This is a genomic window from Nitrospirillum amazonense (assembly GCF_029594735.1).
GTDB lineage: Bacteria > Pseudomonadota > Alphaproteobacteria > Azospirillales > Azospirillaceae > Nitrospirillum > Nitrospirillum amazonense.
This window is the reverse complement of sequence record NZ_JARPAF010000002.1, coordinates 2504232-2517330: the sequence shown is the minus strand read 5'-3', so window position 1 is coordinate 2517330 and position 13099 is coordinate 2504232. Positions and strand designations below refer to the sequence as shown.

Below are 13099 nucleotides of genomic sequence, written 5' to 3'. Positions count from 1 at the left end.
CCAAATGTGTTGGAATTGTCATGAGCATTAGGGAGCGTTTCAAGCTGACCGCCGGTTCCATGGTGCGTTTCGCCATGGTGGCCCTGGTCGTCGGTACCTTCACCTCGGTCGCGGTCGCCCAGACCACGACCCCGTCCACCGACAGCTCGGCCCCGGCCGCCGCCGCTCCGGCTCCGGCCGCTGATCAGGCCGCTCCGGCCGCCGCGCCCGCCGCCGACGCCAGCGCCAGCGACGTCGCCGCCCCGGCGGCGGCCACCACGACCGTCGAGAACCCCTACGGCCTGAACGCCCTGTGGAATGGCGGTGACTTCGTGTCCCGTGGCGTGCTGATGATCATGGTCATCATGATGACCGGCACCTGGTACATCATCGTCACCAAGCTGATCGAGCAGACCCTGCTGCTGCGCTCCGCCGCCCAGGCCGACAAGTCCTTCTGGACCGCCCCGTCCCTGGCCGATGGCGCCGCCAAGCTGAGCAAGAACAGCGTGTTCCGCATGCTGGTCGAAGACGGCCTGCGCGCCACCGAGCACCATGAAGGCACGCTGGTCGACCAGATCGACCTGCACACCTGGGTGACCATGCAGCTGCAGCGCTCGGTGGACAGCATCAGCAACCGCATGAAGGGCGGCCTGGCCTTCCTCGCCACCGTCGGTTCGACCGGTCCGTTCGTCGGTCTGTTCGGTACGGTGTGGGGCATCTATCACGCCCTGACCAACATCGGCATCGCCGGTCAGGCCTCGATCGACAAGGTCGCCGGCCCCGTCGGTGAAGCCCTGATCATGACCGCCATCGGTCTGGCCGTCGCCGTGCCCGCCGTGCTGGGTTACAACTGGCTGCTGAGCCGCAACAAGACCGCCATGGACCGCGTCCGCAACTTCTCCGCCGACCTGCACGCCCTGCTGGTCAGTGGTGGCCGTCTCGGCGCCGGCAAGTCCGCCCGGAGCGCGTAAACATGGGGATGAACGTCGGTTCTGCCGGCGATGGTGATGATGATGGCGAGGTCGTATCGGCGATCAATACGACCCCCCTCGTCGACATCATGCTGGTGTTGCTGATTATCTTCCTGATCACGGTTCCCGTCGTCACCCACACGGTGCCGGTGGATTTGCCGAAGGAACGTAATCAGCCTACCAAGACGAAACCGGAGAACATCGTCATCGCGGTAAACCGGGACGGCGACATCTTCTGGAACGAGACCAAGATTCCGGACTACACGACCCTGCTTGACAAGCTCAAGGTGCGCGCCGTGGACAAGCCCCAGCCGGAAGTTCACATCCGTGGCGACAAGAATGCGCGCTACGAATATGTGGGCCGGGTGGTGGTCGCGGCCCAGCGGGCCGGCATCGTGAAGATCGGTTTCATCACCGAGCCGCCGGCGGGCGCGATCCCGGTCGCGCACTGACGGTTCCGCCGAAGGAGTTTAAGCCATGGGTATGAACGTTGGCGGAGGTGGTGAAGACGAAGCCATGATGGACATCAACACCACGCCGCTTATCGACGTGATGTTGGTGCTGATCATCATGCTGATCATCACCATTCCGATCCAAACCCATGCGGTGAAGTTGGACATGCCGTCGGCGACCCCGCCGGTGACCAATACGACGCCGCCTGAGATCGTCAACATCATGGTGGATTTCGACAACACGATTCAGTGGAACGGAACCACCGTTGATCGCCATGAACTTGAGCTGCGTCTGAAGGACGCCGCGCTCAAGACCCCGCAGCCCGAGGTTCATCTTTGGCCGAACAAGCTGGCCAAATATAACACCGTGGCGATGGTCATGGCCTCGGCCCAGCGCCTGGGCGTGACCAAGCTGGGTCTGGTGGGTGCGGAACAGTTCATGGACTAAGTCCGTGTCTACGGCGGCCTCGTTACCCGAGCTGGTCTCGGGATGCGGGGCCGCCGTAACCGTTTTCGGGGGCTCGTGATCTTTTGGGGGCACGGGCCCTTTTCGGGATGCTTGTCCCGATTTCACCCCAATTGCCGGTTTAGATTTCCCGAATGAGGGGCCGCTCGTCGGTCCAGCCCTTCAACAAAGCAGGTAGAGTCCTCGGAATGATCGCCACGCACTTCCTTCGTGCCGCACTGCTCGCCTCGGCGCTCACCATGGGCGGCGCCGTTGTCATCAGCGCCACCACGCCGGCCCACGCCGCCGAAGCCAAGAAGTTCAGCCCGGAAGTCGGCAAGCCGCTGCAGGAAGCCCAGGCCGCGCTGAAGGCGGGCAAGTTCAAGGAAGCCTTGGACAAGATCGACGAGGCCGAGAAGGCCAGCAAGACGAAGTCTGCTTATGAGACCTGCACCTTCGAGACGCTGCGTGCCTCCGCCTACAGCGGCCAGAAGGACATGGGCAATTTCGCCAAGTCGCTGGAATCCACCCTGTCGACGTGCCAGCTGACGGAGTCCGACAAGCAGAACCGTGATCGGCTGATCGGCGAGGCTTACTTCAGCGCGAAGAACTACGCCAAGTTCGCCGCTGCCTCCGATCGCTATTACAAGGACGGTGGCACCGACAACCACCTGAAGGAACTGGCGATCCAGATTTACCTGGACCAGAAGGACTACGCCAACGCCTCCAAGGCCGCGCGCGCCATGATCCAGGCCCAGGGCGGCAAGCCGTCCAAGACGTTGCTGCAGACCATCGCCAACGCCGAATACAACATGGACCACAAGCCCGCTTTCCTCGACGCGATGGAGCGGCTTCTGGTGAACTACCCGGATCAGGAAAGCTGGGAGAGCGTGATCCGTGGCGTGCAGAAGCTGCAGGGCTTCAACTCCAACCGCCTGCAGATCGACGTGCTGCGCCTGCAGATCGGCGCTGGCTTGGTGAAGGATCCGGGCCCGTACCTGGAATTCGCCCAGCTGGCCATGAGCGATGGCCTGGGCACCGAGGCCAAGGCCGTCATGGACAAGGGCTTCAAGGCCGGCATCCTGGGCAAGGCCCAGGGCGACCGCGAGAAGCGCCTGGCCGACATGGCCGGCAAGCAGGTCGAGGACGATCAGCGCAAGCTGCCGGACGACGAGAAGGAAGCGGCCGCTCAGCCGGACGGCAAGCAGCTGGTCAAGGTTGGCACGCAGTACCTGGCCCTGGGCAATGCCGCCAAGGCCATCGAGGTCATCCAGGCCGGTATCAAGAAGGACCAGCTGAAGTATCCGGAAGAGGCGAAGCTGCGCCTGGTGCAGGCCTATCTGGCCGCCGGCCAGAAGCCCAAGGCGCTGGACACCATGAAGAGCATCAAGGGCACCGACGGCACCGCCGACATCGCCCGCCTGTACCTGATCCAGGCCGGCGTCAGCCCGTTCTGATCCGTCCGGCGCTTCGGCGCCGGCGACAAGGTGTGAGCGAAGGCCGGTTCCTCACGGGGCCGGCCTTCGTCATTTCATATTCAAAACAACGCCAGCTGATCCCCCGCCTGGGGCGGGGGCCGGAACAGATCGCAGCGCATGCTCCAGCGCCGCTGGTCCAGGCCGAGGCGCTTGACCGCCAGCTTGTAACGAGCGTTCAGCAACTGGGCGTAGACGCCGGTGCCCCGCATGCGGGTGCCGAATTCGGCATGGTTGCGGCCGCCGTCGCGGCACTGGCGGATCAGGCTCAGCACACGGTCGGCCCGGTCGGGCACGTGCAGGCGGAGCCACTCCTCCATCAGGTCGCCCAGTTCCCGGGGCAGGCGCAGCAGGATGTAGTGGCCCTGGCTGGCCCCCGCGTCCTTGGCCGCGGCCAGGATACCCTCCAGCTCCGCGTCGTTCAGCGCCGGGATCATGGGGGAGGCCAGGACGCTGACGGGCACGCCCGCCTGCGACAGCTGGCGCACCGCGTCCAGCCGGCGCTGTGGCGTGCCGGCGCGCGGTTCCAGCTTGCGGGCCAGGTCGCGGTCCAGGGTGGTGATGGAGATGGAGACACGCGCCAGGCCGTCGGCCGCCATGGGCGCCAGGATGTCCAAGTCGCGCAGCACCAGGGGCGACTTGGTGATGATGCCCACCGGATGGCGGAAATCGCGCAGCACCTCCAGCACGCCGCGGGTGATGCGCTCCGTCCGCTCGATGGGCTGGTAGGCGTCCGTGTTGGCGCCCAGGGCGATGGGCTGGGGCGTGTAGCCCTTGGCCCGCAGTTCCTTGGCCAGCAGGGCCGGGGCCTCGCGCTTGGCGTAGAGGATGGTCTCGAAGTCCAGGCCCGGCGAATGGCCCAGATAGGCGTGGCTGGGCCGGGCGAAGCAATAGACGCAGCCATGCTCACACCCCCGATAGGGGTTGATGGAGCGGTCGAAATTCACGTCCGGGCTGTCGTTGTAGCTGATGACGCTGCGCGAGGCGTCCAGGCGCACCTGCGTGGCGGCGGCAATCTCAAGGTCCGCCTCCTCGTCCCAACCGTCATGGCCCGCCCGGGCCCATCCGTCGTCGGTGCGCATGCGGGCATGGGCCTCGAACCGGCCCACCCGGTTGGAGATGGTGCCCCGGCCCTTCAGCGGGCGGTCATCCAGGATGTCGACCATGGCGTCCTCCGTTACCCGGAGGGCAGCCTACGCCCGACAAAATAAGAACACAACATGAACATTTGCGCCGCCAGCCCTTGTGGCGGGCAGCAAAAAGGCCGCCCCAGCAGTTCCGGGGCGGCCTTTCCTTGGGGCGGCGGCCGGCTCAGGCGGCGGCGACGGCCAGACGGGCGCAGACGGCCTCGATCAGCATCTGTCGGGCCCGGTCGACGATATCGTCCATGGAGGAGGTGCGCACAAACATGGCGGCGGCCCGTTCCTTCAGCTCCTCCCGCGTGGGCAGGGTGGGCATGCTCGGCATGTGCAGCTCCGGCAGGCTGGGCATGGCGGGCATATGAAGCTCGGGCATGTGCAGCGAGGCCAGCATGGCCTCGGCCTGGGCGCGGGCGTTCTGCAGCTTGTGCTGCAGCTCGGCCTTCACGTCGGCCAGCGAGGGGGTGTCGGCCAGGGTGGCCTGCAGGCGGGCGGCGATCTGCTCCACATGGAAGGTGGCGACAAGCTGGCTGGCGGCCTTCTCGATGATGGCCTTGCCCAGGCGCTGCTCGCCCCGCACCACGGCAGCTGGCGGGCGGTGCAGGTCCCAGGTGATGCCCACCCAGGAAAGGGCCTTCAGGATGTAGTAGGTGGTGTCCACCTCCCACCAGCGGAAGCCCTGGCAGGCGGCACTCTGATAGGCGTGGTGATTGTTGTGCCAGCCCTCGCCCATGGTCAGCAGGGCGAACCACCAGTTGTTGCGGCTGTCATCGCCGGTCAGGTAGCGGCGGCGGCCGTATACATGGGCCAGGGAGTTGATGCAGAAGGTGCCGTGGTAGGTGGCGATGGTGCTCCAGAAGAAGCCCACAACCAGGCCCGACCAGCCGGCCGCGAACCACACGGCGACGGCCAGGATGAAGGCGGGCAGGTAATGGAACCGGTCCAGGAAGCGCAGCTCGGGGAACTTGGCCAGGTCCGGCACGGCGGCCAGGTCGGTCTTGTCGTGGCGCGCGGTGAAGATCCAGCCCATGTGCGCGTACCAGAAGCCGCGCTGCACCGGGGAATGCACATCCGCCGGGGTGTCGGAATAACGATGATGGTGGCGGTGCTTGGCCGCCCACCACAGGATGCCGCGCTGGGCCGACGTCTGGGCGATGAAGGCCAGGATGAACTGGAACCAGCGGCTGGTCTTGTAAGCCCGGTGCGAGAAATAGCGATGGTAGCCGCCGGTGATGCCGAACATGCGCAGGCCGTAGAGGCCCACGGCCAAGGCCACGTCCTGCCAATAGACCCCCGTCCAGATGGCGCCCAGGCAGGCCAGATGCACCAGGATGAAGGGAACGGCGCCGGTGGCCTGGATATCGTCCAGGTAGTGATCAGCCGGGCTTTCGGCCCCGGGAAGGGTCTCGCGGGCAGGGGTGGTCACAGGCGTGTGCACTCCGTCAGGGGCCGGCGGCGAAGGGGCCGGGCGGGGATGATGTCTATATCGTCTGGATAGCAGGAATCGGTCCTAAAGCCGACTCCGCGTTTGGGGCGCTGTTCCTCTGACCCCAGGGTAAAGGGGCAACCCTAAAGGGGAGCTTAACACCGGCGGTGGTTCTGGCGATTTGTGCTGGGTCAAAAGTCCGGCGAGAGATCGTCCGGCATCAGCGGCTGGGCGGGGATGACAGCGTTGCTGGCCGCCCCCTCCATCCACCAGCCGGAATCGGCCAGCTTGCCTTCATACAGCTCCATTACCGGCTTCTGCAGGCGGTCGACCAGCACCATGTCGTGCGTCGCCACCAGGCAGGTGGTGCCCAGCTTGTTCAGCTCGATGAACAGCCGCATGATGCGCAGGCTCATCTCGCGGTCGATGTTGCCCGTGGGCTCATCGGCGATGATCAGCTTGGGCCGGGTGACGACGGCGCGGGCGATGGCCACTAGCTGCTTCTGCCCGCCCGACAGGCGCAAGGGCCGCTCGTCCAGCTTGGCCTTCAGCCCCACCCAGGAAAGCAGTTCCGTCACGCTTTCCTGCACGTGGGCCTCATCCTGGCCGGCCAGGCGCAGGGGCAGGGCGACGTTGTCGAACACCGTCAGGTGGTTCATCAGGCGGAAGTCCTGGAACACCACGCCGATTTCCCGTCGAATGGCCGGCAGGGCCTTGCGCGGGGTCTTGGACAGGGGATGGCCCAGCAGGGTGATCAGGCCGCGCGACGGCCGCTCCGCCAAGTACAGCAGCTTCAGCAGGCTGGATTTGCCGGCGCCGGTGGGGCCGGTCAGGAAATGAAAGGACCCGGGCGCCAGTTCGAAGCTGATGTCGCGCAGCACCTCGGGCCCGGTGCCATAGCGCAGGCCGACGTTCTCGAAACGGACCAAGGGCGAGGTATCCTTGAAACGGAAAGGGCCCGGCCCCGCCCGCTAAGGGGCGGGGCCGGGCCCGATTCAGGAAAGGGAGGGCGCTTACTCGGCTGAGGCCGCCTCGGCGTCCGCGCGTTCGGTAGCGGGGAACAGGCCGGCCTTCTCGAACGCGGTCAGCGTCTCCTGCGCCCAGGCGCGCAGGTCGGTCAGGCCGCTGTGGCCCGTCCACACGTCGATGCCGTAGCGCTTTTCCAGGTCGGCGTCGGTCATCTTCAGCGCATCGCGGACGGAGATGAATTCCTTCTCCAGCAGCTTCCAGATGTCGCTTTCGCAGCGCTTGATGGTGATGAGGCCGACGCCCTGGCTCTGGAAGCTTTTCAGGCGGCGGAAGGACTGGTCGTTCTCGTACGGGGCGAAGCCGCCGGCGACCTCGTTCAGCACCACGAAGCGGCGGCCGAAGGGCAGCCATTCGTTCTTGTCGAACGAGTACTGGATCAGGGCGCGGGCGTCCTCGATGGCCTGGGCCTCGGCCTTCGTGGTGACGATCAGGTCGATGGGGTTGCTGTTGCGGCGGCGCAGCAGGGCGCCGGCGTTGCGCGCCTCCGCCCAGGCGAACAGGTCGGCGGCCACGTTGGCACCCACATCCACCACATAGCCGCCCTCCAGCAGGGTGCGGCCGAACTCATCCCAATACTTGATGGCCAGGTTGGGATCGGTCGAGGTCTTGATGTTGGTCAGCTGCTCGCCGATACCCAGTTCCTTCACACCCGCGAACAGGCGGCCGAACTTGGACCGCTGGTTCAGCGTGTCGCTGTCGGCGGCGGCCAGCTTCACGGGCGCGCCCTTCTGCTCGTGCTGCAGGACCAGCATCTGGGCCACCAGCGTCTTGCCCTGGCCGCCGGTCTTGGCCATCGAGATATAGGTTCGCGTCATGGGGTCGTTCTCCTGGTCCCGCATTCTTGGTGCCGGCATCCCTGGCCGCCCACGTCCCCGTCGCCCGTAAGCGATATCCCCTGGGAAAGGATCCCCGGAACGCGTCTGGCCTCGGGCTGGACGGCATGGAAAAGGCGCGTCCGGCCGGGCCTTGAATCGATACAGGTTTTCACCCCGCGCTTCAACTGCGGGGGGCCGCCCTTAACCGAAATCGCAGGCGAATGCGGCCTGGCGCCCTGTCTTCAGGGGCGGTGCTCCTGCAGGCGGGGCATGATTTCCACCAGGTTGCAGGGGCGGAAACGGTTGTCCAGCTGGTACTGCAGGATCAGGTCCCAGCCGTCGCGGCAGGCGCTGGGGCTGCCCGGCAGGGCGAACAGGTAGGTGCCGCCCGCGACCCCGCCGGTGGCCCGGCTTTGCAGGGACGAGGTGCCGATCTTGGCAAAGGACAGGGTGCGGAACATCTCGCCGAAGCCGTCGATTCGCTTCTCATAGACGCTCTCGAACGCCTCCGGCGTCACGTCGCGTCCGGTCAGACCGGTGCCCCCGGTGGAGATGACGACGTCCACCGCCGGGTCCGATATCCAGGCCCGCAGCTGGTCCGTGATGGCCGCCTGGTCGTCCTTCACGATGGTGCGGGCGACCAGCACGTGGCCGGCGCCGGTCAGCCGCTCCACCAGGGTGTCGCCGGACTTGTCGGTCGCCGGGTCGCGGGTATCGGATACCGTCATCACGGCGATCTGCACCGGCAGGAAGGGGCGGGTTTCATCGATGCGGGACAAGGGGAAGGCTCCTGTTCGGGTCGTCCCTTAAGTGAGGGGGCGGGCGGCCGCCGTCAACCTGTGGGATGGTCAGACCTCGACCACTTCCAGCAATTCGCCATCGGGGCCGAAGCAGCCGCAGGCCAAGGTGCCGCTGAAGCCGCAGCCGCCGTCCAGGGTCACGGTGGCGGGCGTGGCCGCCAGCCCGCCGTGGCCGGGATCGTAGCCGCGCACCACCCGGCCGAAGCCGGCGTAGGGGCCATCGATGCGGGACCAGGCGCCGCCCCCCCACCAGAAGCTGTCGCCCTGGGCGGCCAGCGGGCGCGAGGTGTCGATGCCGGCGTTCACGAACAGCAGTTCGGGCAGCCGCTCCTGCCGCCGCTCGGTATAGGCGGCGCGGCGCAATGCCGCGAACAGGGTGTCGTGACCGGGGGCGGCGCGCTGGGCGGCGCGCAGCTGTCCGGTCCAGCGGGCCAGCGAGACGGCGCCGTCGCGGGCGGCGGCCACCCCTTGGTAGGCGCTGCCGCCATAGGCCGCCAGCGTGGCGTCCACGCCCTGGGTCATCATCCACTGCAGCACTTCGGCGGGATTGGGGGCGAACTGCAGCTGCAGCAGCTTCTGCCACATCTCCTCCTGCCCGCCGCGCAGATAGACCAGATCGCTGACGATGACGCCGCGCACAGACAGGACGGCGCGGCGGAAGGACAACAGTTCATCCATCGTGTCCCGCACGCGGGGGCCGCGGCCGATCAGGTTGCCCAGGTAGATCAGCCGGTCACCCGGCTGGAAACGCGCGCCGATGTCGTCGTGCAGGGCGGCCAGCCGGTCGACGTCGCCATGGATCGCCCCCACGGCCCAGATGCGCCGTGGACGGCCCAGCACGACAAAGCGCTCTTGTTCGTTCATGCGTTGGGTCAGATCGGCAGAGGAAGTTGCCGACCAGTGTATGCGCCGCCGCCCCATGAAAAAAGGGGCGATCGAGCCCGATCACCCCTTTTTCCACTAAGTATAGTGATGCCAGCGAACCGTACCCCCAATGGGCGGATACCGGCGGACCTTGCGGCGGATGGCTTAGGCCGCCTTCGCCAGCACGGCCTCCAGCCGCTCGGTCGCCTTGCGCTCATCGATCTTCTCGACGGCGGCCAGCTCCCGGGCCAAGCGCTCCAGCGCGGCGTGGTAGATCTGCCGTTCGCTGTAGGACTGGTCGGACTGATCGGTGCCGCGGTGCAGATCGCGCACCACCTCGGCGATGGACACAGGGTCGCCGGAGTTGATCTTGGCCTCATACTCCTGGGCGCGGCGGCTCCACATGATGCGCTTGATCTTGGACGGGCCCTGCAGGGTCTCCATCGCGTCCTTGATCCGATCCTTGCTGGACAGGCGGCGCAGGCCGGCGTTCTTGGCCTTCATCACCGGCACCTTCAGCGTCATCCGCTCCTTCTCGAAGGTGATGGCGTACAGCACCACCTCCATATCGGCGATGGCGTGCTTTTCGATGGCCACGATGCGTCCCACCCCGTGGGCAGGGTAAACGACGTAATCACCAGTGACGAAATCGAGCTTATCGGTCATTTGGATCGGCTCTCACAATTCGGCTTTTAAAGTCCCGCCTTGGGGAAGACGGGCCTGGGCGCCGGGAACGGCATGCAAAGGTCGCTGTCGGCCCGGCAGGGGGCCGCGACAAGGGACGAACAGCACGAAGGCGCTGGGGGAACGTGGCACGCACTTAAGCGTTCGCGAACGGCGTGCCGATCCTCGCGTCCAGGACTATACTCGATATGACGGTGCGATGACAGGTCGACAAGACCGTGTTCGACTTAAGTTCCCGGCATAGGCCAGGATGTCGGACATGCGAATCGCGCATGTCTTGGGCAGGGGCCGCCGAAGATTTAGGCAGGCCGGCCGAAAGAGTAAGAAAAAGCGCCGCGCGTCCCGGGGACGGCGGCGCCTCATGCCAATCTCAGTTGCCGCTGCCCGGCTTGTCGCTGAAATAGGTCTTGAACTTGTCCGGCACGCCCTTGAAGGCGTCGGCGTCGGCGGGCGCCGCCTTCTTACGGTTCAGGTTCGGCCAGGCGGCGGCGTACTGCCGGTTCATCTCCAGCCACTCCTCGGCGCGGCCGTCGGTGTCCGGCAGGATGGCCTCGGCCGGGCATTCCGGCTCGCAGACGCCGCAGTCGATGCATTCGTCGGGGTGGATGACCAGCATGTTGTCACCCTCGTAGAAGCAGTCCACGGGGCAGACTTCCACGCAGTCGGTGTACTTGCACTTGATGCACTGCTCGGTCACGACATACGGCATTGCTCGCACTCTCCTTGAAAACCCGGTTCCCCTGGCGCCCGGGTCGGGGCAGCCTACAGCGGGGCAGCACGGGGGCACGTATAGCCTGATATCGCCCAGGGGTATAGCACCCGTGAACGTTGGCGAAACCTACGTTATCCGGATAGCGGCCGGACGACAGCGCGAGAGGTAGAACATGCGTGAGGCGGGCGCAACAAGGTTCCGTGTGCGTCGTCCTGGCCCCCGCGTCGCGTCTGGTGCAGGCTACCCCATGCAAGGCCGTGCCGCACCTTCGGTCATTGCACGTAAAAAGAGTAAGTCTGATTGAAATCGCCCATTCACAGCGGATAGTCTGACCCCGGACCCGGGACACAGCGGGAGGCATCAGGGACGGCATGACAGCGCACGGCGACACTGACCCGCCCGAGGCCCCCCAAGCCCCACGGGCCCAGGGCCCGGCGGCACCTGAACCGTCGCCGGCCATGGCGGCTCAGCTCTACGCCGTGCTGCAGCGCTTCTCCCAGGCCATCGTCGTCTTCGGGCCCGACGACCGCGTGGTGTTCGCCAACGACCGCTATCATGAAATGTTCCCTCGCTCGCCGGCCCCGGGCGTCATCCTCGGGTGGCGGTTCGAGGATTTGCTGCGCCATTCCATCGCCGCCGGTCAGGTGCCCCAGGCGGAAGCGGACCCTGAGGCCTACATCGCCCGCCGCCTGTCCCAGCGCGGCATCGCCCGCGAGGGGCTGATCGGCGACCGCTGGTACCGCGCGGTGGAGGAACGCATCCCCGGCGGCGGCATCGTGCTGAGCTACAGCGACATCACGGACCGCCGCCTGGTGGAGGAGGAGCTGCGGCGCAAGTCCGCCATCCTCAGCGCCGCCATGGAGGCGGTGCCGGGCGGCTTTATGGTGATGGATGAGCGCTTCAATTTCGTGGTGTGGAGTCGCAACTGGCCTGCCATCGGCGGCGCCACGGATGAGATCATCCGCGCCTATCCCAACATGCCGGACCTTGCCCGATGGCAGTCCCGCCGGGGTGATTACGACGCCATCCGGCTGGACCCCGCCCAGCTCGACGCCCAGGCTGCCGCCGCCGTGCCTTGGCTGGGCCGGCTGCTGGCCCTGCAGGCCGCCCGCCCGCCGCAGCTGACCCCCAGTGACGAGGAACGGGAGCTGCTGGTGCAGTGGCAGCTGCTGCGCTATCGGGCCGAGGGCCGGCCGGATGGGGAGCGGGCGGAGGGCAGCGGCACCATCCATATCGGCGGCGAGGATGGGCGCATCGTCGAGTTCCGCCGCAACCGCATGCCGGGACTGGGCTGGGTGTCGATCTACAACGACGTCACCGAACGCTACCGCCATGAGGAGGAAACGGCACGGGCCCATGCGGAGACCGCGCGGGCGCTGCAGGAATTGCGCGACACCCAGGAGAGCCTGGTGCAGGCGGAAAAGCTGGCCTCGCTGGGCGAACTGGTGGCCGGGGTGGCGCATGAGCTGAACACGCCGGTGGGCATCAGCTATACCGCCGCCACCTTCCTGGCCGACCGCCTGCGGGAATTCCGTAACGATCTCGCCAATGGCCCGCCGCGCCGGACGGCGCTGATGGAGTTCCTGGACCTGGTGGAGGAGACGGCCAACCTGATGACCGTCAACGCGGGGCGCGCCTCCCGCCTGGTGCAGAGCTTCAAGAACATCGCCGTCGACCAGACCAGCGACGAACGCCGGGTGCTGTCGCTGAAGCCTTACCTGGAGGAAATCGCCATCAGCCTGGGTCCGCAATGGAAGCGGCCGGGCCATGTGCTGACCATAGACTGCCCGGCCGGCCTGGTGCTGGACACCTATCCCGGGGCGCTCAGCCAGGTTCTGACCAACCTGATCGTCAACGCCACGCTGCATGCCTATGCCCCGGGGCAGGCGGGACGCCTGACCATCACCGTCTCCCCCCTGCCGTCGCCGCCGTCGGCCGTCGGCCGGCCGACGGTGGAGCATGTGGAGATTCTGTTCGCCGATGACGGCAAGGGCATCCCGGCCGACGCCCTTCCCCGGATCTTCGATCCCTTCTTTACCACCCGGCGGGGGGCCGGCAGCACGGGCCTGGGCCTCAACATCGTGTTCAACCTGGTGACACGCACCCTGGGCGGTCGCATCGAGGTGGACAGCGCGCCTGGCCGGGGCACGCGCTTTTTCCTGCGCCTGCCCAAGGTGGCGCCCCAGCCGCCTGCCGCGGCCCAGCCGTCGGCGCCCGTCGACCCGGCGTCCGCCGAACGCTGATGGCAGCTGGCGCTTGCTCCGGCGGGGGCGCGCCACTACCGTGAAGGGGCCCGGTTCCGCACCCG

13 protein-coding genes are annotated in these 13099 nt (G+C 66.7%); 5 read left to right on the top strand and 8 right to left on the bottom strand.

Annotated elements, in window-relative coordinates; translation table 11 throughout:
* Positions 1–20 precede the first annotated feature (20 nt).
* From P5F91_RS17580 to P5F91_RS17565, 4 genes are all read left to right on the top strand, one after another.
* Positions 21–950 (top strand): MotA/TolQ/ExbB proton channel family protein, encoded by a 930-nt coding sequence (locus tag P5F91_RS17580; protein ID WP_277907735.1) that lies wholly within the window; start codon positions 21–23, stop codon positions 948–950.
* A 2-nt stretch (positions 951–952) separates the two neighbouring features.
* Entirely contained in the window at positions 953–1402 is a 450-nt protein-coding gene (locus P5F91_RS17575; RefSeq protein ID WP_145619941.1) for an ExbD/TolR family protein, read from the top strand.
* 25 nt (positions 1403–1427) lie between these two features.
* Entirely contained in the window at positions 1428–1850 is a 423-nt protein-coding gene (locus tag P5F91_RS17570; RefSeq protein WP_145619942.1) for an ExbD/TolR family protein, read from the top strand.
* Positions 1851–2056: 206 nt separating this feature from the next.
* On the top strand, positions 2057–3304 hold the full coding sequence (locus P5F91_RS17565) for a hypothetical protein (protein ID WP_277907733.1): 1248 nt from the start codon (positions 2057–2059) through the stop codon (positions 3302–3304).
* 80 nt (positions 3305–3384) lie between these two features.
* Here the strand turns inward: P5F91_RS17565 and P5F91_RS17560 are convergent, their stop codons facing one another.
* The 8 genes from P5F91_RS17560 to fdxA all read right to left on the bottom strand — a co-directional run bounded on the left by P5F91_RS17560 (position 3385) and on the right by fdxA (position 10788).
* Positions 3385–4488 (bottom strand): PA0069 family radical SAM protein, encoded by a 1104-nt coding sequence (locus P5F91_RS17560; RefSeq protein WP_145611265.1) that lies wholly within the window; start codon positions 4486–4488, stop codon positions 3385–3387.
* Between the two features lie 145 nt (positions 4489–4633).
* Entirely contained in the window at positions 4634–5887 is a 1254-nt protein-coding gene (locus tag P5F91_RS17555) for an acyl-CoA desaturase (RefSeq protein WP_246134430.1), read from the bottom strand.
* Positions 5888–6078: 191 nt separating this feature from the next.
* The gene (gene ftsE / locus P5F91_RS17550; RefSeq protein ID WP_088872023.1) at positions 6079–6816 is read right to left on the bottom strand and encodes a cell division ATP-binding protein FtsE; all 738 of its coding nucleotides are present in this window, start codon (positions 6814–6816) and stop codon (positions 6079–6081) included.
* Between the two features lie 84 nt (positions 6817–6900).
* Positions 6901–7731 carry a hypothetical protein gene (locus P5F91_RS17545; protein ID WP_246134431.1) on the bottom strand — a complete coding sequence of 277 codons (831 nt, stop codon included), beginning with the start codon at positions 7729–7731 and terminating at the stop codon, positions 6901–6903.
* A gap of 242 nt (positions 7732–7973) precedes the next feature.
* The gene (gene moaB, locus P5F91_RS17540) at positions 7974–8510 is read right to left on the bottom strand and encodes a molybdenum cofactor biosynthesis protein B (protein WP_145611268.1); all 537 of its coding nucleotides are present in this window, start codon (positions 8508–8510) and stop codon (positions 7974–7976) included.
* A 69-nt stretch (positions 8511–8579) separates the two neighbouring features.
* Entirely contained in the window at positions 8580–9395 is an 816-nt protein-coding gene (locus P5F91_RS17535; protein WP_145611269.1) for a metallophosphoesterase family protein, read from the bottom strand.
* Between the two features lie 165 nt (positions 9396–9560).
* The gene (locus P5F91_RS17530) at positions 9561–10061 is read right to left on the bottom strand and encodes a CarD family transcriptional regulator (protein ID WP_040845774.1); all 501 of its coding nucleotides are present in this window, start codon (positions 10059–10061) and stop codon (positions 9561–9563) included.
* Positions 10062–10449: 388 nt separating this feature from the next.
* Entirely contained in the window at positions 10450–10788 is a 339-nt protein-coding gene (fdxA, locus tag P5F91_RS17525) for a ferredoxin FdxA (protein ID WP_004272685.1), read from the bottom strand.
* Between the two features lie 461 nt (positions 10789–11249).
* On the opposite strand from fdxA, the gene P5F91_RS17520 reads away from it, so the two are divergent.
* On the top strand, positions 11250–13034 hold the full coding sequence (locus tag P5F91_RS17520) for a sensor histidine kinase (protein WP_277907731.1): 1785 nt from the start codon (positions 11250–11252) through the stop codon (positions 13032–13034).
* Positions 13035–13099 lie beyond the last annotated feature (65 nt).

Bases quoted from the DNA above. Each gene is read 5' to 3' on its own strand.
- P5F91_RS17535 (WP_145611269.1), bottom strand. From the start codon at position 9,395: ATGAACGAACAAGAGCGCTTTGTCGTGCTGGGCCGTCCACGGCGCATC.
- P5F91_RS17545 (WP_246134431.1), bottom strand. From the start codon at position 7,731: ATGACGCGAACCTATATCTCGATGGCCAAGACCGGCGGCCAGGGCAAG.
- P5F91_RS17560 (WP_145611265.1), bottom strand. From the start codon at position 4,488: ATGGTCGACATCCTGGATGACCGCCCGCTGAAGGGCCGGGGCACCATC.
- P5F91_RS17580 (WP_277907735.1), top strand. From the start codon at position 21: ATGAGCATTAGGGAGCGTTTCAAGCTGACCGCCGGTTCCATGGTGCGT.
- P5F91_RS17520 (WP_277907731.1), top strand. From the start codon at position 11,250: ATGGCGGCTCAGCTCTACGCCGTGCTGCAGCGCTTCTCCCAGGCCATC.
- P5F91_RS17575 (WP_145619941.1), top strand. From the start codon at position 953: ATGGGGATGAACGTCGGTTCTGCCGGCGATGGTGATGATGATGGCGAG.
- fdxA (WP_004272685.1), bottom strand. From the start codon at position 10,788: ATGCCGTATGTCGTGACCGAGCAGTGCATCAAGTGCAAGTACACCGAC.
- P5F91_RS17570 (WP_145619942.1), top strand. From the start codon at position 1,428: ATGGGTATGAACGTTGGCGGAGGTGGTGAAGACGAAGCCATGATGGAC.
- P5F91_RS17530 (WP_040845774.1), bottom strand. From the start codon at position 10,061: ATGACCGATAAGCTCGATTTCGTCACTGGTGATTACGTCGTTTACCCT.
- P5F91_RS17565 (WP_277907733.1), top strand. From the start codon at position 2,057: ATGATCGCCACGCACTTCCTTCGTGCCGCACTGCTCGCCTCGGCGCTC.